This window comes from Cereibacter sphaeroides 2.4.1, from assembly GCF_000012905.2.
In the GTDB taxonomy this organism is placed as follows: Bacteria; Pseudomonadota; Alphaproteobacteria; order Rhodobacterales; family Rhodobacteraceae; genus Cereibacter_A; species Cereibacter_A sphaeroides.
On sequence record NC_007493.2, the window covers coordinates 1907164 to 1931859 of the forward strand.

Genomic DNA, 24696 nt, shown 5'->3' on the forward strand with positions numbered 1-24696 from the left:
GCGCCGCCACCTGCGCGGACAAGCGCCGCTTTCGCCTGAAAAAGTGGCAGAGCCGGATGTTCTCGCGACGAACTGGCGCTTTTCTCCACCGCGCCCTTTGCGTATAAGCCCTGCAATCCGAGCGCCGGGCCGGGCCCCGCGGCCCCTCCCCAACCGGCAGAAAAGCCAACCCGAGGACGTCATGAGCAAGAACAACACCGAGGCCGATGTCGCCTTCATCCAGGCCCTTGCCGAACTGCTGAACAGCAACGAGCTCACGGAACTTTCGGTCAAACGGGAATATGGCGAGGACGACAGCCTCGAGGTCCGCGTGGTCAAGCAGGCCAACATCGTGACGACCCAGGTTGCGGCGCCGATGATGGCCGCCGCCCCCGCGGCGATGCCGGCGGTCGGCGGTGCCCCCGCCGCCGCTCCGGCCGCGGTCGAGGATCCGGCCCAGCATCCGGGCGCCGTCACCTCGCCCATGGTGGGCACCGTCTATATCGCCCCCGAGCCGGGCGCCTCGCCCTTCGTCACCGTGGGCGCCACCGTGACCGAGGGGCAGACGCTCCTCATCATCGAGGCGATGAAGACCATGAACCACATCCCCGCCCCGCGCGCGGGCACGGTGAAGCGGGTCCTCGTCTCGGACGGCACGGCGGTCGAATACGGCGCGCCCCTCATGATCATCGAGTGAGGCGCCGATGTTCGAAAAGATCCTGATCGCCAACCGCGGCGAGATCGCCTTGCGCGTGATCCGCGCCTGCCAGGAGATGGGGATCAAGTCGGTCGCCGTCCATTCGACCGCGGACGCCGATGCCATGCATGTCCGCATGGCCGATGAGAGCGTCTGCATCGGCCCGGCCTCCTCGACCGACAGCTATCTCAACAAGGCCTCGATCATCTCGGCCTGCGAGATCACCGGGGCCGAGGCCGTCCATCCGGGTTACGGCTTCCTCTCCGAGAACGCGGCCTTCGCCCAGGCGCTGCAGGACCACGGGATCGAGTTCATCGGCCCGACCGCGGACCATATCCGCATCATGGGCGACAAGATCACCGCCAAGGACACGATGAAGGCTCTGGGCGTGCCCTGCGTGCCCGGCTCCGACGGCGGCGTGCCCGACTACGAGACGGCCATCGCCACGGCCAGAGACATCGGCTTCCCGGTCATCATCAAGGCCACGGCGGGCGGCGGCGGGCGCGGCATGAAGGTCGCGCGGAACGAGCAGGAACTCGAGATCGCCTTCCGCACCGCGCGTTCGGAAGCCAAGGCCGCCTTCGGCAACGACGAAGTCTATATGGAGAAATATCTCCAGAAGCCGCGGCACATCGAGATCCAGGTGTTCGGCGACGGCAAGGGCCGCGCGGTCCATCTGGGCGAGCGTGACTGCTCGCTGCAGCGGCGGCACCAGAAGGTGTTCGAGGAAGCCCCGGGTCCGGTCATCACCCCCGAGATGCGTGCGGAGATCGGCAGGATCTGCGCCGACGCGGTGGCGCGGATCAACTACATCGGCGCGGGCACGATCGAATTCCTCTACGAGGACGGCCAGTTCTACTTCATCGAGATGAACACCCGCCTGCAGGTGGAGCATCCGGTGACCGAGGCGATCTTCGGCGTCGATCTCGTGCGCGAGCAGATCCGGGTCGCGGCGGGCCTGCCGATGAGCTTCAATCAGGATGCGCTGGAGATCAACGGCCACGCCATCGAGGTGCGGATCAACGCCGAGAAGCTGCCGAACTTTTCGCCCTGCCCCGGCAAGGTGCGGGTCTTCCACGCGCCGGGCGGCCTCGGGGTGCGGATGGATTCGGCCCTCTATGGCGGCTATTCCATCCCGCCCTATTACGACAGCCTGATCGGCAAGCTGATCGTGCACGGCCGCGACCGGCCCGAGGCGCTGGCGCGCCTGCACCGCGCCCTGGGCGAGCTGATCGTGGACGGGATCGACACGACGGTGCCGCTGTTCCACGCGCTTCTGGCCGAGCCCGACATCCAGAATGGCGACTACAATATCCACTGGCTGGAAAAATGGCTCGCCGCCCAGTTCGGCTGACACATCCCGCGGGCGGCGCATGAAGCCGCCCGCGCTGACGCCCCGCCTGCTCCTGCGGGCCTATGCGCTCGGCATCTTCCCGATGGCCGAATCCCGCGACGATCCCGAGATCCACTGGATCGACCCGCGGCACCGCGGCATCTTCCCGCTCGATGGGTTCCACATCTCGCGCAGCCTCGCCCGCCGCATCCGCCGGATGGACTGGCGCGTGAGCGTGGATGAGGATTTCGCCGCCACCGTCGAGGCCTGCGCGGACCGCGAGGAGACCTGGATCAACCCCACCATCTTCCGCCTCTATGTCGAGCTCCATGCGCTCGGACACGCCCATTCGCTCGAGGTGCGCGAGGGCGAGACGCTGGTGGGCGGCGTCTACGGGGTGACGCTGGGCCGGGCCTTCTTCGGCGAGAGCATGTTCTCGCACCGCACCGATGCCTCGAAGGTGGCGCTGGCCTTCCTGATCGACCGGCTGCGGGCGGGCGGCTTCACGCTCTTCGACACGCAGTTCCTGACGCCGCACCTCGCCTCGCTGGGGGCCATCGAGATCCGGCGCTCGGACTATCACCAGAGGCTCACCGAGGCGCTCGAGGGCAACGCGAGCTTCACCCCCGAGGGCTACTGGGCCGATCCCGCCTCAGTGGTGCAGCGCAACAGCCAGACATCGTAGCGCGGATGGTCGAGCGCCGAGAGCGCCGGGCTCGAGGCGATCATCCAGCCGTCGAACACGGGCTCGGCTGCGCGCGAATCGCGGATCGTCAGATGGGCATAGGCATCCGAGGCCGGGTCTCCGGCCGGGAAGCGGCATTCGTCGAGTTCGATGGTCAGATGGCCGCTGACGGCCGACTGGCCGCGCTGCAGCTCGACGTCGGCGGTCTCGCCCGACATCTTGTCGAGCCAGCGCAGCAGGGCGCCGGTGCCTTCCCCGGTGCGCTGGTCCTGCGCCCAGGCGGGCGCCGCCAGAAGCAGCAGCACCGCCAGAAGCCTCATTCGCCGGGCCCCTTCACCGTGTCCTCGGCGCCCGAGCCCACGAATTTCATCAGGAGCGAGATCAGGCTGACGGAGCCCTGGGTATCCTCGATCTCCTCGCCCGCAGCGAGCGTCTCGAGCGCACCGCCGGGCACCAGTTCGACATAGTTGCCGCCCAGCAGCCCCTCGGACGAGATGAGGATCGCAGAATCGGTCGGCAGCTCGATGCCCTGCTTCACCGAGATGGTGGCGTCGGCGAAATAGGTCTGCGGGTTCAGCGCGAGCCCCGTGACCGAGCCCACCTTCACGCCCGCGAGCCGCACATCCGTGCCGACGGAGATGCCGTCGACCGACCGGAAGCTCGCCTTCAGCGGATAGGAGCCGCTGTCGCGCGTGATGCCGGCCACCTGCCCTGCATAGACGATGAAGCCGATGGCGGCTGCCAGCACGGCGGCGCCGGCGAGAAGTTCTGACCGGTTTTCAGCCATTATTCGGGCTGCCACGCCTCGTAGTCACGCCGGGCCACGGGCTCGGTGCGACGGATCGATCCGGGAGGCGCATAGGCGGCCGCGGTCCCCGTGAGGTTCTCCACATGCGGCTTCTCCCAGGGCTTGTGGGCGAGCGGCTTCGACGTCGGCGGATCGTCCCACGTGTTGTGGAGCCAGCCGTGCCAGTCGGCCCCGATCCGGCTCGCCTCGATCTCGCCGTTGTAGATAACCCAGCGACGCTTGCCGTCCTTCGAGGTGTAGAAGAGATTGCCCTGCTCGTCCTCGCCGACCTTCACGCCGTTGCGCCAGGTGAAGAGCTGGGTGCCGAGCGTCTGGCCGGTCCACCAGGTGATCGCACGCTTGAGAATGGACATCCGCGAGCCTCCGAAAGCTGTTGCCCCGATATGGCAAATGCCGCCGCCGAGGTCCAGCAGGAACGGCAGAAAAGAAGAAGGCGGGCGCCCGGCCCGCCTTCACATCCACGCGCGGAGGCGGCCGTCAGCTGGCGGTCGCGTCCTTCTTCTTCGTGACCTCGGTGTAGATCAGGAGCGGCTTGGCCCCGGAATTCACCGCTTCCTCGTTCACGACCACCTCTTCCACGCCCTCGAGGCCCGGAAGCTCGAACATCGTGTCGAGCAGAATGTCTTCCATGATCGAGCGGAGGCCGCGGGCGCCGGTCTTGCGCTTGATCGCGCGCTTGGCGATGGCGGTCAGCGCGTCGGCGGTGAAGGTGAGCTTCACGCCCTCGATCTCGAACAGCCGCTGGTACTGCTTGACCAGTGCATTCTTCGGCTCGGTCAGGATCGTCACCAGCGCCGCCTCGTCGAGGTCGGTCAGGGTGGCGATCACGGGCAGACGGCCGACGAATTCGGGGATCAGGCCGAACTTCGGCAGATCCTCGGGCTCGAGCTCCTTGAAGAGCTCGCCCACGCCGCGGGCATCCGGGTCCTTGACCTCGGCGCCGAAGCCGATGCCCGAGCCCTTGCCGCGCTGCGCGATGATCTTTTCCAGTCCCGCGAAGGCGCCGCCGCAGATGAACAGGATATTCGTCGTGTCCACCTGCAGGAATTCCTGCTGCGGATGCTTGCGCCCGCCCTGCGGGGGAACGCTCGCCACGGTGCCTTCCATGATCTTCAGCAGCGCCTGCTGCACCCCCTCGCCCGACACGTCGCGCGTGATCGAGGGATTGTCGGACTTGCGGGTGATCTTGTCGACCTCGTCGATATAGACGATGCCGCGCTGCACCCGCTCGACGTTGTATTCCGAGGCCTGAAGCAGCTTCAGGATGATGTTCTCGACATCCTCGCCGACATAGCCCGCTTCGGTCAGAGTGGTCGCATCCGCCATGGTGAAGGGCACGTCGAGGATCCGGGCCAGCGTCTGCGCGAGCAGCGTCTTGCCGCAGCCCGTGGGGCCGATCAGCAGGATGTTCGACTTCGAAAGCTCGATGTCGGTCTTGGAACTGTGATTGAGCCGCTTGTAGTGGTTGTGCACCGCGACCGACAGCACGCGCTTGGCGTGCATCTGCCCGATGACGTAATCATCGAGCACCTTGCAGATCTCGCGCGGGGTCGGAACGCCGTCGGCCGACTTGAGGCCGGTCGATTTCGTCTCTTCGCGGATGATGTCCATGCAGAGCTCGACGCACTCATCGCAGATGAACACGGTCGGCCCTGCGATCAGCTTGCGCACCTCATGCTGGCTCTTGCCGCAGAAAGAGCAGTAGAGAGTGTTCTTGCTGTCGCTGCCAGTATTGTTCGCCATCGTCGTCCTCTGCCGTGCGGCTTGGGGCCTGCCCTGCCGGCTTGAAGCGAAAGTCTAGGACAAGCCCCGGACCTTCACAACGCCAAATCGCCCTCCGCCGATGCACCCGGCGGAGGGCCGTTCGTCACTTCGCCGTGTCGTCGGGCCGGTTGCGGCTCTCGAGGATTTCGTCGATCAGGCCCCAGGCCTTGGCATCCTCGGCCGACATGAAATTGTCCCGCTCGAGAGCGGCTTCCACGGTTTCGAGGTCCTGCCCGGTGTGCCGGACGTAGATCTCGTTCAGCCGGCGCTTGAGCTTTTCCGTCTCGCGCGCGTGAATCATGATGTCGGTGGCCTGCCCCTGGTAGCCGCCCGAGGGCTGGTGAACCATGACGCGGCTGTTCGGGAGCGAGAAGCGCATCCCCTTTTCGCCCGCGGTGAGCAGCAGCGAGCCCATCGAGGCCGCCTGCCCGATCACCAGCGTCGAGACCTTCGGCCGGATGTACTGCATCGTGTCGTAGATCGACAGGCCCGAGGTCACCACGCCCCCGGGCGAGTTGATGTACATCGCGATTTCCTTCGAGGGGTTCTCGGCCTCGAGGAACAGCAGCTGCGCGCAGATGAGCGACGACATGCCGTCGTGCACCGGCCCGGAGAGGAAGATGATCCGCTCCTTCAGCATCCGGCTGTAGATATCATAGGCCCGTTCGCCCCGGCTGGTCTGTTCGACCACCATCGGCACGAGCGTGTTCATGTAGAGATCGATAGGGTCTTTCATGTGCGCCTGCTGTCCCGTGACGTTTGCAAGGATTATCGTCCAGCTGTTACCCGAGTCTTAGTGGCGAGCCCCCGCCCCCGCAAGGGCGGTGGAAAAAATGGCCCGGCTCCCGTTCCTCTCCCTTGAAGCGGAGGAAGCCCGGGCCATGGGCCGCCCTCACAGAAGGTCAGTCGCGAAAGAGCCTGCGGGCGAGCAGGACGCGGCTCGCCGCGGTCACGAAGCAGAGGGCGCCGAAAATCCAGGCGGCCGGCGCGAAGAGCCCCGGAAAGAGGCAGAGGAAGAGGAAGAACAGGATCGTCTCGCTGCCTTCCAGAAGCCCTGCCGTGAAGTAGAGCGACTTCTCGCCGCGGGCCGTCGTCTCCATCCCGCGCTTTGCGGCCAGCACGGCAAAGCCCAGAAAGCTCGCGCCGTTCACATAGAAAGAGGCGAGCAGAAAGGCGCCGGCCGCCCCGTTTTCAGGCGCGCGCAGCACGAAGGCGAGCGGTAAGGCCGCGTAGAACAGGAAGTCGCATGTGATGTCGAGATAGCCGCCGAAGTCGGTCCTGCGTCCCGCACGCGCGATCGCGCCGTCGAGCCCGTCGGCGATCCGGCCCGCGAGAAGCGGCAGGATCGCCCAGAGGGTGGAGGCACCCGCCGCCACCAGCCCCGCCGCGAGGAGCCCGAGCGCAAGGCCCACCATCGTCACGGCATCCGCGCTCCAGCCGCGGCGGGCGAGCATGGGCCCCGCACGGTCGAGCGGCGGGTCGATCAGGCGTCGCATCAGACCGTCGAGCATGGCACCTCCTGTGTGCCCTCTGTGGCCGAAGCGGCGGGCTCGTGCAACGGGGGCGATTGCGGGGGCCCCGCGCCTCACGCTAAGCCGGGGGCGAGCCACAGAAGGGAGAGCGGGATGTTCGGACGGATCATGGGGGCGGCACTGGTCTGCCTCGCGGCGCTGACGCCCGCGGCAGAGGCCGAGACGGGGTGGGACGCGGTGCTGGCCGAGGCGGAGGGCCAGACCGTCTACTGGCACGCCTGGGGTGGCGATCCGAAGATCAACGCCTTCATCGCCTGGGTAGGCGAGCAGGCCCGCGCCCGCCACGGTTTCATGCTCGAGCAGGTGAAGCTCGCCGACACGACCGAGGCGGTGGCGCGCGTGCTGGCCGAGAAGCAGGCCGGCCGCACCGAGGGCGGGGCGGTCGATCTCATCTGGATCAACGGCGAGAATTTCGCGGCGATGAAGGCGCAGGGCCTGCTGTCCGAGCCCTTCGCCGAGAGCCTGCCGAACTGGACCCATGTCGATGTGGCGGGCAAGCCCGCCGTCGTCACCGACTTCACCGAACCCACGGGCGGGCTAGAAAGCCCCTGGGCCATGGCGCAGCTCGTGTTCGAGCATGACAGCGCGCGGCTGCCCGCGCCGCCCCGGACGCTCGCCCAGCTCCTCGCCTGGATCGAGGTCAATCCGGGTCGCTTCACCTTCCCGCAGCCGCCGGACTATCTGGGAACCACCTTCCTCAAGCAGGTGCTCTATGGCGTGATCGAGGATCCCGGGCTCCTCCAGAAGCCGGTCGATCCCGCCACCTACGAGACCGTCACCGCGCCGCTCTGGACCTGGCTCGACCGCGCCGAGCCCTACCTCTGGCGTGAGGGGCGCGCCTATCCGGCCAATGAGCCCGCGCTCGGCCAGCTCTTTGCCGATGGCGAGATCGCCATCTCCTTCGCCTTCAACCCCGGTCGGGCCTCTGCCGCCATCGCGGCGGGCGAACTGCCCGAGACGGTGCGCACCTTCACGCTGGAGGGCGGCACCATCGGCAATGCGAGCTTCGTGGCGATCCCCTTCAACGCGGCCCATGCCGCGGGGGCGAAGGTGATCGCCAACCTGCTGCTCGACCCGGAAGTGCAGGCGCGCGCGCAGGATCCGGCAGTGCTGGGTTTTCAGACCGTGCTCGATGTGGCGGCCCTGCCCGAGCCGGACCGCGCCCGCTTTGCAGCCCTCGATCTCGGCCCTGCCACGCTTGCGCCTGACGAACTGGGCCCGGCCCTCCTCGAGCCGCACGCGAGCTGGATGGAGCGCATCGCCGAGGATTGGGTCCGCCGCTACGGGACCGCGCAGTGAGCCAGCGCGCGGGCGGGCTTCTCCGGCAGGCGCCGCGGATCACGCTCGCGCTGATGCTGGCGCCGGTGGCGGCAGGGCTTTCCGGCACGATTGCGCCCGCCTTCGGCCTTGAGGGCGGCCCCGATCTCGAGGCCTTCCGCGCGCTCGCCGCCTGGCCCGGGCTCGGCGCTTCGGTGCGGCTCTCGCTCGTGACGGGCTTCGTCGCGACAGCGCTCGCGCTTGCGCTGACGCTCCTCATTCTCGCGCTCCTCCCCGGCGGACGGCTGTTCGAGGCGCTCCTGCGCCTTCTCTCGCCGCTCCTCGCGGTGCCCCATGCCGCCGTGGCGCTGGGGCTCGCCTTTCTCATCGCGCCGTCGGGCTGGATCGCCCGCGCCCTTTCGCCCTGGGCCACCGGCTGGCAGGCGCCGCCGGATCTGCTCACGCTGAACGATCCGGCAGGGCTTGCGCTCATCGGGGGCCTTGTCGCCAAGGAGGTGCCCTTCCTCCTCCTCATGTCGCTCGCGGCCCTGCCCCAGACCGATGCCCAGCGACGGCTGATGCTGGCGGAGTCCCTGGGCTACGGGCGCGCCGCAGGCTGGGTCTTCGGCGTGCTGCCCGCGCTCTATGCCCAGATCCGGCTGCCCTGCTATGCGGTGCTGGCCTATTCCATGACGGCCGTCGAGATGGCGATGATCCTCGGCCCGACCCGGCCGCCGACGCTTTCCGTGCAGATCGCGCTCTGGATGGCCGATCCCGCGCTGGCCGAACGCGGACGCGGAGCGGCGGCGGCGCTTCTGCAACTCGCGCTGGTCCTCGGCGCGCTCGGCCTCTGGCGCTCTGGCGAGATCCTCGGCCGGAGGCTCCTGCTGCGCGCCGCCGCGGGGGGCCGGCGCGCGCCCGCGCTGGACCGGGTACTGCGCCCGCTCACCCTCGGCGGCACGGCGCTGGCGCTTGCCGCGGTGATGCTGGGGCTCGCGGGCCTCGGGCTCTGGTCGGTGGCGGGCCTCTGGACCTTCCCGGACGCGCTGCCGCAGAGCGTGAGCCTGCGCGTCTGGCAGGAGGCCGCGCCGAGCCTTGCGCGACATGCAGCTCTCACGCTCGGGATTGCCGCGGCCGTGGCCATGGCCGCGCTCGCCCTGACGCTCGCCTGCCTCGAGGCCGAGGCGCGCCATGGGCTCTCCCCCTCTCCCCGGGCCATGGCCGCGCTCTACCTGCCTCTCATTGCGCCGCAGGTGGCCTTCCTGCCGGGGCTTCAGGTGGCGGCCCTGAGCCTCGGGCTCGACGGCACGCCCATGGCTGTGGCGGCCGCGCATCTCGTCTTCGTTCTGCCCTATGTCTTTCTCTCGCTCTCGGCGCCCTGGCGGGCGTGGGATCCGCGGATCGGCACGGTGGGGGCGGCCCTTGGCGCCTCGCCGGGCCGCATCTTCTGGCGCCTGCGCCTGCCGATGCTGCTGCGCCCCGTGCTGACCGCCTTCGCCGTGGGCATGGCGGTGTCGGTGGGCCAGTATCTGCCCACCCTCCTCATCGGCGGCGGTCGCGTCTCCACCCTCACGACGGAGGCGGTCGCTTTGTCCTCGGGCGGCAACCGGCGGATTGTGGGCGCCTATGCCCTCCTGCAGATGATCCTGCCCGCGGCCGCCTTCGCCGGAGCCCTCGTCCTGCCCGCCCTCCTCTTCCGCCGACGCCGCGGCCTGAGGCTTGCATGAAGGGCCTGACGCTCGACCGGCTGCGGGTGACGCGGGGCGATACGCCGCTCGTCGCGCTCGATCTCACCGTGGCCCCCGGCGAGGTGGTGACGATCATGGGTCCCTCCGGTTCGGGCAAATCGACGGCGCTTGCCGCCATCATCGGCAGGCTCGGGCAGGGCTTTCGGGCGAGTGGCCGCATCCTCCTCGACGGGCGCGACGTGACGGACCTTCCCACCCGCGCGCGACGGATCGGGATCCTGTTTCAGGACGATGTGCTCTTTCCCCACCTCTCGGTCGGCGGCAACCTCGGCTTCGGCCTGCCCTCCTCCGTCCGCGGGCCCGCGCGCCGCGCCCGGATCGAGGAGGCGCTGGCCCAAGCCGATCTGGCAGGCTTTGCCGACCGCGATCCGGCCACCCTATCGGGCGGCCAGCGGGCGCGCGTGGCACTCATGCGCACGCTTCTGGCCGAGCCCGCGGCGCTCCTGCTCGACGAGCCCTTCGGGCGGCTCGACGTGGACCTCCGTGCGCAGATCCGCAGCTTCGTTCTGGACCGCGCCCGGCGCGAGGGCCTGCCAGTGATCCTCGTCTCGCACGACCCGGAGGATGCCGCGGCCGCAGGCGGGCGGATCGTAGCGCCCCGGCCCTCGGCGGGCACCTGAGGGGCGGACGCACATCCCTTGTCAACATTTCGCAGGGAACCTGAGGCCGCCCGACAGCTTCAACCTGGGCGTGCAGGGCCTCCGGCAGCACGCCCGCCCCGTCATCGCCGCGCACCCCACTGGAGGAGACCCATGCGCCCGATCCTTCTCAGCCTTCTTCTGGTTGCGGCAGCTCCCCTGCCCGCCGCCGCCCTCTGCCCCGCCCCGCAGGGCGCCGACGCCCTGCGCAGCGAGGTGATCCGCCTGGTCAGCGCCGAGCGACGCCAGGCCGGCCTGCCGCCCCTCGCCTTCGCCCCGAAGCTTCAGCGCGCGGCGCAGGTCCAGGCCTGCGACAATGCCCGCCGCTCGGTCCTCGGCCACACACTCGGCAACGGCGCGGGCCTCACCGAGCGCCTGCGCGCCGAGGGCTACCGCTTCGGCACCGCGGCCGAGAACGTGGCCCGCGGCCCGGCCACCGCGGAGCGGGTGGTCGATCTCTGGATGAATTCCTCGGGCCACCGCAAGAACATCCTGATGCGGGGCGTGCGCGAGGCCGGCGTGGGCATCGCCCCCGGCAAGGACGGACGGGCGCAATGGTCGCTGGTTCTGGGCGCGCGCCGGTAAACCCGCGCAGGGAGGAACCGCAGCCCCGGAGCGCGCGCCGAAGGTAGCTCCGGTCGCGAGAGGACCTGCCGCCGGATCAGCGGGCGAGCGTCAGTTCCGCGCGAAGTCCGCCCAGCGTCTCGCTTTCGCCCAGCCGGAGCGCGCCGCCGTGATTGCGGGCGATATCCATGGCGATCGTGAGACCCAGCCCCACGCCCCCGCCGCGGTTCGGGTTGCGGGCCTTGTCGAGCCGGGTGAAGGGCCGCAGCGCCTCCTCGCGCCGCTCACGCGGAATGCCCGGCCCGTCATCCTCGACCGCAATGCGCAGCGCCCGCTCTCCGAGCGTCACCGAGACCTCCGCCTTCGTCCCGTAGCGCACCGCGTTTCCGATAAGGTTCTCCAGCGCCCGGCCCACGGCGGCCTCCCGAAGCACCATGGTGCCCGTCCCTTCGGCCCGCACCAGCGTCACATCCTGTCCCGCGCGCTGCGCATTCTCCACGACACGGCCGACCAGCGCGAGCGGGTCCACCTCCTCCGCCTCGTCGAGCGCGTCGCCCCGGACGAAGGACAGGAACTCGTCCACCAGCCGCTCCATGTCCGCCACGTCGCCCAGAAGCTCCTGGCCCTCCTCGGGATCCGACAGCATCGACAGGCCGAGCCGCAGCCGGGTGAGGGGCGTGCGCAGATCGTGGCTCACCCCCGACAGCATCAGCGTGCGCTGCTCGATCTGCCGCTCGATCCGGGAACGCATCTCGAGGAAGGCCTGCCCCGCAGCCCGGACCTCGACGGCGCCGCGCGGACGGTATGCGATGTGCTGGCCCTTGCCGAAGGCCTCCGCCGCATCCGCCAGCCGCTTGATCGGCCGGAGCTGGTTCGAGAGGAAGAGATAGGCGATGATCGTCATCAGGATCGAGGTCACGATCATCAGCACCAAAAGCTGGTGCGGGTTCGAGGCCGAGACGCGCCTCCGCTCGACCGCGACCTCCATCGGCCCCTTGTCGGTCGCGATGAGGAGGCGAACCTCGTTGTCGTTGGTCACGAGATCGACCGCCGACAGCGGAGCCAGCCCCTCGTGCAGCGTGAGCACGAGCTGACGCCCGGACAGGTCCCAGAAGTCTCGCCGGTCCTCTGGCGTGCTCCAGTCGGCGGGCAGCGCCACGCGAAACTCGAGCGCCTCCGCCACCCGGGCGGCCCGCGCCTCTGCCTCGGGCAGGGAGCCCGCCTCGTTCACCTCATCGATCAGGTGCCGGAGCTCGATCATCAGCCCCCGCGCCATCTGCCGCGTCACGCCCTCGTAATGGCGCTGGATGAAGGATATGGAAATCACGAGCTGGATCGTGACGATGGGCACGATCAGGATGAGGGCGGCGCGGCCATAGAGACTGCGCGGGACGAAGGATTTGAGCGGCGCGAACATGGGCCGACCCTAGCCCTGCGCTCCGGACGAGGAAAGAGCCATGGACAGACCCGAAGCCGGACGCTGCGAGAGGCTGGAGCCCGGGCTCCGACGGGTGCTGGCGCCGAACCCCTCGCCCATGACCCTCTGGGGCACGAACAGCTACCTTGTGGGAGAGGGAGAGGTGGCGCTGATCGATCCCGGCCCCGACCTGCCTGCGCATCGCGAGGCGCTGCTCGCGGCGCTGGCACCGGGCGAGCGTATCTCGACGATTCTCGTGACCCATGCGCACCGGGATCACTCGCCGCTGGCCGCGCCGCTGGCAGCAGCCACTGGCGCCGAAGTGCTGGCCTTCGGCTCGGCCGAGGCCGGACGCAGTCCGCTGATGGCGGAGCTGGCGGCGGGGGGGCTGGAGGGCGGCGAAGGAGTGGATACCGCCTTCCGCCCCGACCGCTGCCTCGCCCACGGCGAGCGCGTCCAGGGCCCCGGCTGGGTGCTCGAGGCGATCCATACTCCGGGCCATCTCGGCAGCCATCTCTGCTTCGCCTGGGGCGACCGCTGCTTTTCGGGCGACCACGCGATGGGCTGGGCCACCTCGCTCGTCTCTCCTCCGGACGGGGACATGGGCGCCTATGTCGCCTCCCTCGCCCAGCTCTCTGCCCGGAGCTGGCGCTTGCTCTATCCGGGCCACGGCGCGCCGGTGACCGACCCCGGATCGCGGCTGGCCTGGCTCGCGGCCCACCGCCGCGAGCGCGAGAGCTCGATCCTCGCGGAACTCGCCCGGGGCCCCGCAACCGTGCGCGACCTGACGCCTCGCATCTACCGCGAGACGCCCCCCGAGCTTCTGCCTGCGGCGGCGCGGAACCTCCTGGCCCACCTCCTCGACCTCTGGAACCGGAGGCAGGTGTCGGCCGATCCGGGGCCGTCCCCTGACGCGATTTTCACCCTGTCGGAGCCTCGGGAAGAAAGTTGAAAAACCTTCCACATTCCCTCTGGACGCCCCCGAATCCGGTTGCTATATCGCCCTCGTGTTCCGGCGTAGCTCAGCGGTAGAGCAGTTGACTGTTAATCAATTGGTCGTAGGTTCGATCCCTACCGCCGGAGCCAAAAATCCCTGAGGGATCAGCTACATGAGAGAAGCCCGCCACCGGCGGGCTTTCTTGTTTTGCTTCTGGGGAACACCGGGGGAACAGGGTAGGACTGGAACCCGCTGCCGTTGTTATCCATCTGACGGGCGCCTAAGCTGCTCTCGAATCATCAGCAAGGGATCGATCCTGATGGACGAGTTGGCCACGTTCGACGAAGCGGACTGGGAAGATCTGACTGCCGCCGATAAGAAGGCGCTGAAGACGTTCTCGCGAGTCTCCATGTCCTACGAACCGCTTGCAAAGGCCCCTGGCGTCGGTCAATTGAGCATGGATGCCTTGGTTGCAAAGGGTCTGGCCGAGGAAGGGCAGCCGTGCCTGCATGGCAGAACCTTCAAGCTGTCCGATAAGGGATGGCTTGCGGTCGAGTGGATCAATGGCCGGAAGACGAGAGTCTACCCTCGAGCATAATCCCGGAACGGGTCAGCCCTTCCGCATCCGCGCCTTCATTGCACATGATTTGGAGCAGGCCGTTTGCGCGGCCCGCTTCGGTCGGAATACCTGCCCGCACCCGATGCAGGTCCGATCCGGCACCGTGCGCTGCATCTGCCCCTTGCACGCCCTTGAACACGTCACCTGTTCCACCTGATGAGGCCGGAATGTGATGCCGCAGACGAGGCACACCTTTGGCCACCGGATGCGCTTGTCGTCGTCCCGGCACTTGAGGCCGCAATACACCTGCCCCTCGTTTGTAGGGAAGAACCGCTTGCCGCAGACCTTGCAGTTTCGCTTGTTCCGCTTGGCGCGCATGTCGTCACCAGAGCGGACCTTGCAGGCTTCGGAACAGTAGATCCGGCCATAGGCGCCCATCTGCCCGCCGCAGAACAGGCATTTCTGCGACTTCCGCGCCTCGGCCCGTGCCGCCTGTTTCTCGGCCGTGTAGAACCGTTGCCGACACTTGCTATCGCAGAACTCGCGCCGGATCGTCACGCCGGCCGGGAGGGGCTTTCCGCACCAGTTGCAGCTCAGTCCAGACGGATTGCCATGCGAATGGCCGTCTCCGCATCCGCATGGCGCAGAGCCGAAAGCCGGCTGTGATGGCTGCGCTTGCATATGCTGGAACAGAACTTCTGATGCCCCTCGGGAAGCGGCTTGTGGCACCGCTGGCACCTGGTGTGCTCGATCAGGGCTCCGCTCTCGATAGTCCATTCCGGCTGCCCCTCGTTCCAGCTCGGCCGCTTGACACCCGCCTTGCGCAGGGCCTCGGCCACCATCGCCGCGGCCATCTCGTCGGCCGCATCCCATTTCCATCCTTGCAGGCAGAGCCCCGAGCGGATCGCGTGACGGAACGGACCCTCGAGCGCGAACAGGGACGCGGCGTGGCCCTCGGCGAAAGCCGCGCGCATCCGGGCGGCCATGGCATCCGTGAGCCGTTCGGCGCGCTCGGTCGCGAGCTTTCCCCGCCTCGCGTCACGCTCGCGACGCTTGAGGGCGCGAGCCATCTCCAGAGCCGCGGGCGTGAGCATCAGCATGTCAGTCGCTCCAGTCGATGAATTGCAGGGCATCCTTCATGGCCGCGCCGTCGATCCCGGCCTCTTTCGCCTGCGCCATGGCTTGAACCATGGTCGCCAGGGCTCGAGCCTTGCCGCCGTGGTCGAAGGCCTGCATCGGCCGCACAACGTCGATAGCCACCGCGCCCCCGAGCTTGCGGGTCGCTTCCTCGGCCATCAGGCCGGCAATCGGCTGGAGCACCAGTTGCGCCAGATGCCGCTGCGCCTCGCGAACCATCGGCCCCGTGGTCGCCTCGTTCATGAGGCCGGGCAGGACGCCATAGGCGCCCAGGATCGCCCCCTTGGCCTCGGTCAGCATCTTGTCGGCCAGCGTCCGCGCCAGATCCGGCGAGAGCTGGTCCGGCTTCTGGCCGAGGTTCGGGTTCATGCCGGCCGCGGTTGCCTGCGCAACACCCTCGATCACGAGAGCCGCGCCGCGCCGGCCGCGGAAGCCCTGCCGAAGCGCCTCCATGTCGTCGGCCGAGCCCTCGGGAACCGGCACGATCTGGGAGCCCAGAGGCGCGTCCCGGAACACGTCGCGCAAGGCAGTCTCCAGCTCGCCCAGAAGCTCGGCCGAGAGCTGCGCCCGTTTCAGCGGGGCAGAGCCCGCCCAGGGCGTGACAGGATCGCAGCCGATGCGGAAATGCAGCACTTCGGGCGCCAGCACGGTTTCGCCTCGGCCGCCGCCCACTTCCGGGATCTGGCACCGATAGGCCCGCGGTTGCCCGTCGCGCGTGCTCAAGTCCCAATCGATCGCAGGCACCAGCCGGTCGCGGATCAGGAACAGGGCCTCGCCCCGGAGCGCCAGGGAGCGGGCGCAAAGGGCCATGGTCTGCCTGTCCAGCATGTCGGTGCCGGTCACGTCCGCAAGGGACAGGCCGGCTTCCCAGAGGCTGACAGCGGTTTGCACCGTCGCCGTCAGCTCGCCCATGCCCGCGGTGCCGGCGATAAAGCTTGCGCGGCTTGCCATGACAAGGGCGGTGTAGCCCGAGCCGGTCGCTCGGGTTTCCATGGGCTTGCGGCGGAAAAGGCTCATCAGGCCCATGTCAAAGCCTCCAGCGGTTGAGGTGGAAAGCCGCGCCGCGGAAGGGTTGCCGGTCCTGATGCGTTTCCCAGGATCGGGCCTCGATCTGCGCCTCGGGGTAGGCTGGCACTGTCACGGCCGACAGCTCGAACAGAGCCGCGCGGGTGATCGTGCGCAGCAGCCCTGCGCCGCGTTGCTCGATCCGCTCGCCCCCGGACTGGACGCGGAAGCCCGGCGACAGGCCCCGAACGAGGCCCGCCCGGTGAGCCGCAAGGAAGTCCTGCGCCCAGGAGGTGCCGCCCTCGATCCGCGCCTCGAGCACCAGCGCCGCGTCAGTGTCGGAAATGGTGAGGGAGCCCGCGGCCCGAGAGGCCAACGGGCGGTTGTAGTCGTGGCCGGCGAGAAGGTGGATATCCTCGCCTGCCTCGATCCGGTCGGAGAAGGCCCGAGCGGCGATGACTTCTCGCCGTCCCGGTGCCAGCTCGGTTTCCGCGCCATAGGGGAACGTCGCCCGAAGGCGGGTTGCCCCGCCCTCGCTGCGCAGCTCCAGCGCGCCGAGAGACGCCCCCCAGAGCATCAGGCCACCTGCAGTCCGGTGACAAGCTCCAGCTGCGCGCCGCGCGCCACGGTAACGTCTGCCGTGGTGAGAGCAGTCAGCCGCACGCCGCCCGATTGCGCGTCCGAGTAGGGATCGCGGATCAGGTCGAAGGCACCCCAGAGGCCCACGAAAGCGGGCGCCACGCCGCCGGCCGAGGTCGCCAGAAGGGCCGAGGTCGCGAGCGGCGAGCCGCTCGGAGCGGCCAGCGCATTGGACGACATGACGATGCCGCCAAGGTTCTCCTTCAGCCGGTCGAACTCGAACTTGAAGCCCGAGTCACTGACAAGGATGCCGTCCAGATAGCTCCACAGCTCGGGACGGATCAGCGCCTTGACTTCGCCCGGCCCGGCCGCCGCGTTGGCGGTCATGAAGCGCACCACCGCCGCGCGGATCGCCGCCCAGGAGGCCGCGGCACCGACTGCCGTCGAGGTGATGCCATAGGTGGAGACGCCTGGGATCAGGCCCAGCGGTTGCCCGTTCGCGCCGGTCCCGCGGAAAATCGCCTTGTCCAGCTCGGCCGACATGGTGCCCGACATGTCGCGCCGGATCGCCGCCTCGAGCGCATCGCCCGATTGCAGCATGGCCTTGCGGCTGATCCGCATATGAATGCCCAGGGTTTGCTCGGGCTTCAGGGCCTTGTCGGTCGTGGCATAGGCGGTCGGCCCGGCCACGTTTGCCAGCTCGCCGTCTGCCCAGCCGGCCGAGACGGCCGAGGTCGTCACCGGCCATTCGACGGCGCCCGAGCCGATGGTGATGAGCTGGACGCCCATTTGCGCCGCCACCGAAGCCGGGAACAGCCGGTCGATGATCGGGCGCGTCTGGAGCGGGTCGGGCGTGCCCGAGGCCACGGTTTCGCCGGCACGCTGTTCCAGCGCCATCAGGGGCACCGGGACGCCGCGATAGCCGCCAGCGTTGCGCAGCTCGGCCACCACCTCGGCCGTGCGGCCCGAGAGCGCGCGGCCCTCCTCCAGCGCCCGCACCACCTGCCGCAGCTCATAGCCCGCCACCATTTCGGACCACTCCCGGCCGGAACGGGTTTCCAGATCGGCGCCGGCCTCGCGGCGCTCGGTGTCCTCGGCGATGAGGGCGGCACGATAGCGGGTCTCGTTCTGGCGATATTCGCCGTCGAGCTGTTCCATCTGCCGGGTTTCATCCTCGGTCGGGGTCGGCTTGCCGGCGAGGGTCGAGAGGGCTTGGCGGATCTCGGATTGCCGCCGCGCGATGGTCACGGAAGTGAGCATGGGATCTCCTTTTGCTCGGTTGGCGCCTCCAGGTCGGAGACGGCTTGTCGCCACGCCACGCGGGCGGGATCGGGGTCAGGAATGCCGCACTCGCGCCGGGTGTGGCGCGTGTGGCAGGCAGGACAAAGGGAAGTCAGGTTGGACGGGTCGAACGACAGCTCGGGAGCCGTGCGAACGGGTTTCTTGTGGTGAACCTCCAGTCGGCCGCGCTTGCCGCACTCGGTGCAGGCCCAGCCGTCGCGCTCGAGGATCTGATGCCGCAGCACCTTCCAGCGCCGCGTCCGCAGCACCGGCCGAGAGAAGCGGGAGAAGCGGTCTAGAGCCATGCCGCCCTCGCTTTCCGCATCGGAGCGGCCTTCATGCGGGCGCCCTGCGCCACCGCCAGGACAGAGGCCGCGGCAGCGTCGATCCGCCCGAGGGAGCGGGCCTTGGCGAGCTTGTGGTTCCCGGCCGGATCCACCAGCGTGATTGCATCCGAGAAGGCGGAGCGCAGGAGCATGGAGGGCGCCACCTGCACCTCTCCGTCAAACAGCGCGCGCCGGAACCGCTCGATATCCTCACTGCCGTCCTTCCACCCGAAGCCGCGCCAGACAAAGGGCACACGGGCAAGGCCCGCGGCCTGCATCGCCTCGGTGAACTCGGCATGGCGGAAGCGGTCGCCCACGACACAGGCCACCTCGGCCCCGTCCAGGTGCCGCACGATGGCCGCCAGCCATGGGCCAGGGGGCACCGTGGCATCGCCCATCACGGTCAGCTCGCCGCGGGCCTCCATCTGCACATAGCGGTCGGAGACGCCATCAGCGGCGCCACGGTCGGCCAGGGAGGGAGACGCGGGGAAGGTGCCCAGGGCCTCCAGACGCCCCGTCTCGGGCCAGTAGAAGGCCGCCGCAGACATGGAGCGGGAGCCGCCCAGATCGACGCCCAGAACGCAGGGACCGGAGCGCGGGGGCAGCTCGTCGGGCGCCACCTCGGCCGAAAGCCACTCGTCCACCGTCACCAGAACGGACCGATCCTCGGTCGATACACGCTCGTTCCGGTTCAGGTTGCGGAAGCTGGAGAGGGCCGAACCACCCCGCGCAATCGCGCGCCGGGCCTGCGCCACCAGCCATTCTGGCGTGGAACCGATGCCCTCGGCCGCGCCCGGATTGGCCTCCAGAAGGGACGGCAGATCGTCTGCAGGAAGCCCGAAGGCCGGCCGATGCTCTTGGACATACGTCCCCGGCGGGGGCTCATCGAGCCACCGGGAGAAGGTGTTGGCGTCGTCGGGCGCGCTGGTGGAAATGATGAGGGCGCGGCCGTCGCGTTTGCCAAGGCCCGAGAGAATGGCGTTCTCGAGGTTGTCGCCCTTCTCCCGTTCCCACGCCGCGCGCTCGTCCATGAGGGCCAGCGTCGGAGCGCCGCCCAGGATCGACTTGCCATCGGCCGCGATGACGCGCGCCAGCCCGCCGCCGTTGCCCTCGAACTCCACCTCGAGCTTTGAGCCGCGCCGGATGGTGAAGCCTGCCCGATCCTCCTCCGGGAGGCCGTCGATATAGCCCACGAGGAACTGAAATGCGGTCTTTGCCTGGTCCCGGTTCCGGGCGGCAAACAGGATCTCGCGCTTGGGTTGGGGCTTGGGATGCAGCGCGCCCACCAGCTCGGCCAGGGCGAGGCCGGCAGAGAGCGCGGTCTTGGCGTTGCCGCGTCCGATTGAAAGCACGCCCACCATCACGCCCGGCGCCATGGAGCCACGGACGAACCGGCACTGAAATTCGGCCAGCTTGAGAGGCTTCCCGGCCTTCTTCCCCTCGGGCACTCGGAGCTGTTTCAGGAAGGCAATGGCCCTCGAGGCCGGGTCTTTCCCCCGGATTTTTTCCAGAAGCGAGAGAGGAACACCCCGACCCACGGTATCCGCCCCTCCCCGAGCCGGGGCATTGGGACCAGATCCGGGGGGCAGGCCATCCTTGCGCGGTCGGCCGCGCGGGCGCTTCACTCGCTCGTCGGCAGGCATACCCGCACCCCGCGGTATCGCGAGACGATGCGTGACGCGGCAAGGGACAGGCCCATGGGCCTATCCTCTGTGCCACCGCGTGCGTCGAACAGCATGGCCGCCTGATCGCAGATCGCATAGGCCAGGTCGCTCGGCAGGGATGCACCCTCGGCCAGGGTGTAGCCTGCAGCCGCCAGCACGTCAGCCTGTGCAGCCGCAATCATCAGCTCCAGCGTTGCGTCCTCGTCGCTGAGGTCGATCCGCGCAAGCGCCTTAGTTGCAGAGAGAAGGTCGGGATTGCTCATGCGCCAATACTAGATCAGCCGCAACTAACTGAGAATCCTAACACTTTATAACGCTGTCTATCCGCACCGCAGTCAGGCCCTTAAGTATATGACTGCGGTGCGGTGGTGGGGCTTACGCCCCCATACCACGCGCCCCACATGCATATTCCGCTCTCACCGCACTCATTCCGCAGTCGAGTGCGGAGACTGCGGATAGGCCGCGTTATGGTCCTCAGCCGGCATTCCCACCGTGATCGACGGAACGTCGCGCCCGTCCCGCAGCGAACGGACGGTCTCCACCCGAAGCGCGCCGTTCCTGAGCCATGTGTTGATGAGGCTCGACACCCGACTGCGGGCGGCAATCTGGTCAGGGCCTTGCTGCGCCTTCGTCGTGCCGGGGGCGCCAACGTCCAAGCCCAGCGCGTCGGCTACGACATAGCCGGCCCAGTCCTTGCTGGTGGGCGCCTTGGCCGGCGGGGTCGCCCGCGCAGCAATGGCTTCCTGCACCCGCCGCAGGTCGTCCAGCTTGACGCCCTCGAACGCATCCGGCGGCGTCCATGCCGTGCAAACACCCACCTCGTCGCCCCGCGGATACTCGGGTGTAGCGTTGCCCAGAGGGACAGACTGCATCCGATACCAGGTGAACGCGCCCCCGCGGGCGGACATGTTGGTCTTGGCGCCGTCCATCGCCCGGAAGATCCGCGCGGCTTCTGCGGGCGCAAGCCCCATCTTCTCGCCTTCCTCGAAGGTCATGGGTGCCAGCACGCGCCCCGCCCTGATACCGTCGCGAAAGGCAGAGCCGCCCCGGCCATCGTTGATGCTGTCTCCCGTCCCGGCCTTGTTCGCGTGATGGATCAACTCAATTGCGGCGTTGGTCTGGTTCGCCACGTCCCGCCATGCGTCGATCACGGCATTCATTGCGGTGTTGTCGTTCTCGGGAACCGTGTGGCAGGTGATGAACGGGTCGATAATCAAGGCGTCGATCCGGCGGGCTCGCATCTGCGCCACAAGCGCAGCCACCACGGGTTTTGCCACCTTCACGCCCTCACGGTCTGCCGCCGCGATCTTGATCGGCTGATCGCGCCCGCTATCCACATGCAGGCGCCCGCCGATCTCGTCGTCGCTGATGCCGTAATGGATGCAGGCCGCTTCAAGGCGCCGGCTGATTTCCTCAACCGGATCTTCGCCGCACCAATACCAGACGCGCAGGCCCTCGCGGGAATGCACCCAGCTATGCAACCGCTTCCGGCCGGTCGCCATGGCGAGCGCATCCACCAGCGCCAGCGATGATTTGCCGAGGCCGCCGGGGCTGATGGTGCCCGACAGCATCCGACGTTGCAGGTGGTAGCCGTAGAGCCACTGACGCGGGGGCGGAACGTTGCGGCGCCAGGTCGTCGGCGACAGCAGGCCGGATCGCGGCGGTTCTTCGTGGCCGGTTCCGGCGGCGTCGGACCCGAACTCGGCTCCGCATTCGGCCTCCACCTCCCTGCGCCAGGCGTCCGGGTCGTAGTGCCTCGTCATGCCGCTGCCCTCCGCTGCCGGAGATAGGCGAGGAAAGCCGACTGGTGCTCAGGCTTCATCGCCTCGAACGCGGCCACGCAGACGGCCTTGCGGTATTCCTCGTGAGCGCCTTTGGCCCAGCGGCGCGCCTCAAGCATCGTCCCGCACCACGCGCTAGACGGAACCTCCTGCCACGGCTTGCCGTAGAAGTCGCAGAGGGGGCAGAAGTGCGGACCCTGCATCACCGCGCCCCCTCAAAATAGCCGGTCAGCCCTTCGTCGGTCAGCGACTGCCGCACCTGATTTGCGTGCCCGGCCGAGAGGCAAAACACCGTCTCATCCGGTTCGCCAGGGCGATGCACGGAAATGACGCAGCGGCCGGCCACGGTTTCGACGCGGAAGTGACCTTTGGCCTTGCGGGCCAGTAGCTCGTCTATGCTGTAAACGGCGAACATCAGGCCACCTCGCGCGCTTCGGCCCGCGCGTCGAGCCACGCGAGCACCTCGGCCTCGCGCCAGTAGCGGCGGCGCTGAATGGTGACGGGTTTCGGGAATGCCATGGCGGGGTTGTTCAACCAGCGCCACAGGGACATGTCGCTGATGCCGCCACAGAGGGCGCGCACGGCGGCCGCGGAGATAAGCTTGCGTTCCATTGGGGTGCCTCACGTTCGGTGACGTTAGGATTCCCAATGTTCAGATATTCCGCGGGACAGCGGCCTAGGTGTCCCAATTTACTTGAAGCGGTCCCACTGTTTCTTGATGCCCTGCCAACCTCCCATTCCCTCCGCTTCGCATTGCCGTGCCGCATTCTCGACGCCAAGCTTGGGGACCAGTTCCGCCATCCGCGCGAACCGAAGGGTCCTCATCGGAATATGCCGCTGATTGGTCTTGTGCGCGGAGTTTAGCTGTCCTCCCGCAACCTTCTTTCCACGCGTCACGTGCTTAAGGTGGAGTCTGCGCGCGTTGAACCGACTGTGCGCCAGCCCCAGAAGCAGACTATGGGAAAAGACACTCTCCAGATTCCCGGCGGCGAGCGCTCGCTCCACCTCGATCACCTTCAAATAGAGGTCAGCAGCTTCATGTGGCAGCGTTAGCGGCTCGGCTTGCGCTCGTGTGAAAGCCCAGCCGGGAGAGATTGCCTTACCCACGGGCCTCTCGCCTTCTAGGCGTTTGCACCAAAAGCGCCCCTTGTGGAAGATCGCGGCACCCGGGTCTGGAAACCCATCCTGAACAATAATCTCGGCGAGCCTCTGTTTCAGCTCCGGCAGGTATTTGCTCGATGTAGGCCAATCTGCTGCAGCCTCTGCAAGCAGCGTCTCCCATTTCTCAGCAGAGACGACCTCTTTCTCCGTGCGGTGCATAGCATCAGACCAGACCTCCTTAGCCATGCTGGAGCCTCACCACGTTGTCCGCCTCCCCCTCCACCAGCGACAGAACGAACCGCGCCCAAGCCTCCAGCGCCTGCCGCTTCTCGTCGGCATAGTCGTGCCGTTGGTAGACCGCGACGATGCCGCCCCCTGTCCCGCTCACATGGTTCAGCACGGCCTCTGTCACCCGCACGGGGATGCCGAGCCGGGCCATGCCGGTCGCCGCCGTCCTGCGCAGATCATGGAAGGTCCAGCGCGGGATCTCGACGGGCTCGCCCCGCTCCTTCTGCGCGATGCCCACCATCGCCTCGGCCAGCACAGCGCGGGCCTTGAAAAAGCCGCTGACCGGTGTCCGGCCGGTCGTGGTGAAGATGAAGCGCACCCTGCCCTCCTCGTCCGTCACGCGCTCCACTTCGTCGAGCGCGGCGCGCACGGCCCCTGTCAGCGGCACATCGTGTGCCCGGCCGTTCTTTGTCCGGTCGGCTGTCAGGTGCCACAGGTCGCCGCGGATCTCGCTGTCCGTCATCTGCGCCACCTCGTTCAGCCGCTGGCCGGTGAGGAGCAGCACCTTGCCGAACGGCCCCCACGGGAAGCCCTCAGCCTCGCACGCCGTCCAGAACCAGCGGATCTCGTCGTCGGTCAGCACGCGGGCACGGCTCGTCTCCTTACCGGCAGGCTTCACGCCGGCGGCCGGGCTCGTCGCCAGAATGTCCCGCTCGACGCACCATCCGAAGAACTTGGCGAGATAGGCCCGGACGCGGTTCGCTGTGACGACGCGCCCGCTGTCCGCGATCCCGTCGAGAAGGTCGATCACGTCGCGCTTTCCGATCTGGTGAACGTCGCGCTCGCCCCACGCCGAAACGACGTGCCGCTCCAGCTCACGGCGCACGACCGCCCCGCTCTTGAGCTTGGACAGGTGCCGCTTGTCGAACTGGCCGATCAGGGTCTTGATCTTATCGCGATCGCCGTCGAGCTTCGGAGCCTTCGCGGCCTTGACCTCGGCCGCCGGATCGGTGCCGGCGCTCGCCGCGGCCAGGGTCTGCCGCGCCCGCTCGCGGGCGCCCGCGAGGGACAGCACCGGGAAGGCGCCGAGCGACATGCGCCGATGCACCCCGCCATGCCGATAACGGACCTGCCAGCCCTTCTTTCCGGTCGGCTGGACGATGAGATAGAGCCCGACGCAGAGGCTGTCCGGGATCTCCTGTCGCTTGTCTGTCGGCTTGATCTTCTCGACGCCCGCCGCACTCAACTTCATGTCAATTGGTCCTCCTGGGGAACAGTCTGGGGAACAGAGTTGCTTGTTTCCGTCGTTCCCCCATGTTCTAACAGTCCCCAACATATAGCGACGAAATACCGTTTTTGCAACGAGTTGTGGCGTCCGATAGTTTTGACGCGTTTGGTTGTGTGACGCTGCCGGGATTGACTGTTAATCAATTGGTCGTAGGTTCGATCCCTACCGCCGGAGCCAAAAGTCCCTGAGGGATCAGCTACATGAGAAAAGCCCGCCTCTGGCGGGCTTTCCTGTTTTCCGCTGGACTGACGCTCGGGGTAGCAGGAAGAGACGCCGGCGCGGGCGATCAGGCAATTCTACAGCCACTCGGGCCGGGACACCGGCACCCCGATCCGCTCTAGGCCCTGCGAGATCGGAGATCCCCGCTCGAGAGGGTCTCGACCAAGGC

At 68.2% G+C, this 24696-nt stretch carries 29 protein-coding genes and 2 tRNA genes; 11 read left to right on the forward strand and 20 right to left on the reverse strand.

Annotated features, from left to right (window positions below):
- Nucleotides 1-181: 181 nt before the first annotated feature.
- The 3 genes from accB to aat are packed head-to-tail and all read left to right on the forward strand — an operon-like array spanning nucleotide 182 to nucleotide 2694.
- Nucleotides 182-676, forward strand: a complete 495-nt coding sequence (gene accB, locus RSP_RS09200; RefSeq protein ID WP_002720335.1) for an acetyl-CoA carboxylase biotin carboxyl carrier protein — start codon at nucleotides 182-184, stop codon at nucleotides 674-676.
- A gap of 7 nt (nucleotides 677-683) precedes the next feature.
- Nucleotides 684-2030 carry an acetyl-CoA carboxylase biotin carboxylase subunit gene (accC, locus tag RSP_RS09205; protein ID WP_011338054.1) on the forward strand — a complete coding sequence of 449 codons (1347 nt, stop codon included), beginning with the start codon at nucleotides 684-686 and terminating at the stop codon, nucleotides 2028-2030.
- Between the two features lie 19 nt (nucleotides 2031-2049).
- The gene (gene aat, locus RSP_RS09210; RefSeq protein ID WP_011338055.1) at nucleotides 2050-2694 is read left to right on the forward strand and encodes a leucyl/phenylalanyl-tRNA--protein transferase; all 645 of its coding nucleotides are present in this window, start codon (nucleotides 2050-2052) and stop codon (nucleotides 2692-2694) included.
- Here aat and RSP_RS09215 read toward each other — a convergent pair.
- The 6 genes from RSP_RS09215 to RSP_RS09240 all read right to left on the reverse strand — a co-directional run bounded on the left by RSP_RS09215 (nucleotide 2643) and on the right by RSP_RS09240 (nucleotide 6777).
- Nucleotides 2643-3014 carry a DUF2155 domain-containing protein gene (locus RSP_RS09215; RefSeq protein ID WP_002720338.1) on the reverse strand — a complete coding sequence of 124 codons (372 nt, stop codon included), beginning with the start codon at nucleotides 3012-3014 and terminating at the stop codon, nucleotides 2643-2645. The two genes, aat and RSP_RS09215, sit on opposite strands and share 52 nt — an antisense overlap.
- The gene (gene mlaD, locus RSP_RS09220) at nucleotides 3011-3481 is read right to left on the reverse strand and encodes an outer membrane lipid asymmetry maintenance protein MlaD (protein WP_002720339.1); all 471 of its coding nucleotides are present in this window, start codon (nucleotides 3479-3481) and stop codon (nucleotides 3011-3013) included. The genes RSP_RS09215 and mlaD overlap by 4 nt, the downstream gene beginning before the upstream one ends.
- Nucleotides 3481-3855 carry an NADH:ubiquinone oxidoreductase subunit NDUFA12 gene (locus RSP_RS09225; protein WP_002720340.1) on the reverse strand — a complete coding sequence of 125 codons (375 nt, stop codon included), beginning with the start codon at nucleotides 3853-3855 and terminating at the stop codon, nucleotides 3481-3483. Before RSP_RS09225 ends, mlaD begins: the two co-directional genes overlap by 1 nt.
- A gap of 124 nt (nucleotides 3856-3979) precedes the next feature.
- Complete coding sequence (gene clpX / locus RSP_RS09230) at nucleotides 3980-5245, reverse strand: ATP-dependent Clp protease ATP-binding subunit ClpX (protein WP_011338056.1); 1266 nt, start codon at nucleotides 5243-5245, stop codon at nucleotides 3980-3982.
- Nucleotides 5246-5369: 124 nt separating this feature from the next.
- On the reverse strand, nucleotides 5370-6002 hold the full coding sequence (locus RSP_RS09235) for an ATP-dependent Clp protease proteolytic subunit (protein WP_002720342.1): 633 nt from the start codon (nucleotides 6000-6002) through the stop codon (nucleotides 5370-5372).
- 166 nt (nucleotides 6003-6168) lie between these two features.
- Nucleotides 6169-6777 (reverse strand): CDP-alcohol phosphatidyltransferase family protein, encoded by a 609-nt coding sequence (locus tag RSP_RS09240; RefSeq protein ID WP_011338057.1) that lies wholly within the window; start codon nucleotides 6775-6777, stop codon nucleotides 6169-6171.
- Nucleotides 6778-6891: 114 nt separating this feature from the next.
- Here RSP_RS09240 and RSP_RS09245 point away from each other — a divergent pair, with 114 nt between their 5' ends.
- The 4 genes from RSP_RS09245 to RSP_RS09260 all read left to right on the forward strand — a co-directional run bounded on the left by RSP_RS09245 (nucleotide 6892) and on the right by RSP_RS09260 (nucleotide 11026).
- Nucleotides 6892-8097, forward strand: a complete 1206-nt coding sequence (locus RSP_RS09245; RefSeq protein WP_011338058.1) for an ABC transporter substrate-binding protein — start codon at nucleotides 6892-6894, stop codon at nucleotides 8095-8097.
- Nucleotides 8094-9782, forward strand: a complete 1689-nt coding sequence (locus RSP_RS09250) for an ABC transporter permease (protein WP_011338059.1) — start codon at nucleotides 8094-8096, stop codon at nucleotides 9780-9782. The genes RSP_RS09245 and RSP_RS09250 overlap by 4 nt, the downstream gene beginning before the upstream one ends.
- The gene (locus RSP_RS09255; RefSeq protein WP_011338060.1) at nucleotides 9779-10423 is read left to right on the forward strand and encodes an ATP-binding cassette domain-containing protein; all 645 of its coding nucleotides are present in this window, start codon (nucleotides 9779-9781) and stop codon (nucleotides 10421-10423) included. The genes RSP_RS09250 and RSP_RS09255 overlap by 4 nt, the downstream gene beginning before the upstream one ends.
- Before the next feature lie 132 nt (nucleotides 10424-10555).
- On the forward strand, nucleotides 10556-11026 hold the full coding sequence (locus RSP_RS09260) for a CAP domain-containing protein (protein ID WP_002720349.1): 471 nt from the start codon (nucleotides 10556-10558) through the stop codon (nucleotides 11024-11026).
- Nucleotides 11027-11102: 76 nt separating this feature from the next.
- Here RSP_RS09260 and RSP_RS09265 read toward each other — a convergent pair whose 3' ends face one another.
- Complete coding sequence (locus RSP_RS09265) at nucleotides 11103-12422, reverse strand: ATP-binding protein (RefSeq protein WP_011338061.1); 1320 nt, start codon at nucleotides 12420-12422, stop codon at nucleotides 11103-11105.
- Between the two features lie 40 nt (nucleotides 12423-12462).
- On the opposite strand from RSP_RS09265, the gene RSP_RS09270 reads away from it, so the two are divergent.
- From RSP_RS09270 to RSP_RS09280, 3 genes are all read left to right on the forward strand, one after another.
- Nucleotides 12463-13374: an MBL fold metallo-hydrolase gene (locus RSP_RS09270; RefSeq protein WP_011338062.1), complete on the forward strand. Its 912-nt coding sequence runs from the start codon at nucleotides 12463-12465 to the stop codon at nucleotides 13372-13374.
- A gap of 59 nt (nucleotides 13375-13433) precedes the next feature.
- A tRNA-Asn gene (locus RSP_RS09275) sits at nucleotides 13434-13508 on the forward strand.
- Between the two features lie 170 nt (nucleotides 13509-13678).
- Entirely contained in the window at nucleotides 13679-13957 is a 279-nt protein-coding gene (locus RSP_RS09280; RefSeq protein WP_017140245.1) for a hypothetical protein, read from the forward strand.
- A 12-nt stretch (nucleotides 13958-13969) separates the two neighbouring features.
- Here the strand turns inward: RSP_RS09280 and RSP_RS09285 are convergent, their stop codons facing one another.
- The 13 genes from RSP_RS09285 to RSP_RS09345 form a co-directional block, all read right to left on the reverse strand.
- A complete protein-coding gene (locus RSP_RS09285) occupies nucleotides 13970-14476 on the reverse strand; it encodes a hypothetical protein (RefSeq protein ID WP_011338064.1) in 507 nt (168 codons plus the stop codon).
- A 35-nt stretch (nucleotides 14477-14511) separates the two neighbouring features.
- Nucleotides 14512-15018: a hypothetical protein gene (locus RSP_RS09290; protein WP_011338065.1), complete on the reverse strand. Its 507-nt coding sequence runs from the start codon at nucleotides 15016-15018 to the stop codon at nucleotides 14512-14514.
- A 1-nt stretch (nucleotide 15019) separates the two neighbouring features.
- The gene (locus RSP_RS09295) at nucleotides 15020-16081 is read right to left on the reverse strand and encodes a phage portal protein (RefSeq protein WP_011338066.1); all 1062 of its coding nucleotides are present in this window, start codon (nucleotides 16079-16081) and stop codon (nucleotides 15020-15022) included.
- Nucleotide 16082: 1 nt separating this feature from the next.
- A complete protein-coding gene (locus tag RSP_RS09300) occupies nucleotides 16083-16637 on the reverse strand; it encodes an HK97 family phage prohead protease (RefSeq protein WP_011338067.1) in 555 nt (184 codons plus the stop codon).
- Nucleotides 16637-17899 (reverse strand): phage major capsid protein, encoded by a 1263-nt coding sequence (locus tag RSP_RS09305; protein ID WP_017140247.1) that lies wholly within the window; start codon nucleotides 17897-17899, stop codon nucleotides 16637-16639. Before RSP_RS09305 ends, RSP_RS09300 begins: the two co-directional genes overlap by 1 nt.
- Nucleotides 17884-18225, reverse strand: coding sequence for an HNH endonuclease (locus RSP_RS09310; protein ID WP_011338069.1), 342 nt, complete (start codon nucleotides 18223-18225; stop codon nucleotides 17884-17886). The genes RSP_RS09305 and RSP_RS09310 overlap by 16 nt, the downstream gene beginning before the upstream one ends.
- Nucleotides 18216-19694: a terminase large subunit domain-containing protein gene (locus RSP_RS09315; protein WP_017140248.1), complete on the reverse strand. Its 1479-nt coding sequence runs from the start codon at nucleotides 19692-19694 to the stop codon at nucleotides 18216-18218. Before RSP_RS09315 ends, RSP_RS09310 begins: the two co-directional genes overlap by 10 nt.
- A 173-nt stretch (nucleotides 19695-19867) precedes the next feature.
- On the reverse strand, nucleotides 19868-20173 hold the full coding sequence (locus RSP_RS09320; protein WP_011338071.1) for a head-tail connector protein: 306 nt from the start codon (nucleotides 20171-20173) through the stop codon (nucleotides 19868-19870).
- A gap of 162 nt (nucleotides 20174-20335) precedes the next feature.
- Nucleotides 20336-21673, reverse strand: coding sequence for a helicase RepA family protein (locus tag RSP_RS09325; protein ID WP_011338072.1), 1338 nt, complete (start codon nucleotides 21671-21673; stop codon nucleotides 20336-20338).
- 220 nt (nucleotides 21674-21893) lie between these two features.
- On the reverse strand, nucleotides 21894-22106 hold the full coding sequence (locus tag RSP_RS09330; RefSeq protein WP_011338073.1) for a hypothetical protein: 213 nt from the start codon (nucleotides 22104-22106) through the stop codon (nucleotides 21894-21896).
- On the reverse strand, nucleotides 22106-22303 hold the full coding sequence (locus tag RSP_RS09335) for a helix-turn-helix transcriptional regulator (RefSeq protein ID WP_017140250.1): 198 nt from the start codon (nucleotides 22301-22303) through the stop codon (nucleotides 22106-22108). The genes RSP_RS09330 and RSP_RS09335 overlap by 1 nt, the downstream gene beginning before the upstream one ends.
- 78 nt (nucleotides 22304-22381) lie before the next feature.
- Complete coding sequence (locus RSP_RS09340) at nucleotides 22382-23038, reverse strand: hypothetical protein (protein WP_023003679.1); 657 nt, start codon at nucleotides 23036-23038, stop codon at nucleotides 22382-22384.
- A complete protein-coding gene (locus tag RSP_RS09345; protein ID WP_011338075.1) occupies nucleotides 23031-24272 on the reverse strand; it encodes a tyrosine-type recombinase/integrase in 1242 nt (413 codons plus the stop codon). The genes RSP_RS09340 and RSP_RS09345 overlap by 8 nt, the downstream gene beginning before the upstream one ends.
- Nucleotides 24273-24387: 115 nt before the next feature.
- Here RSP_RS09345 and RSP_RS09350 point away from each other — a divergent pair.
- A tRNA-Asn gene (locus RSP_RS09350) sits at nucleotides 24388-24485 on the forward strand.
- The last annotated feature ends 211 nt before the right edge of the window (nucleotides 24486-24696 follow it).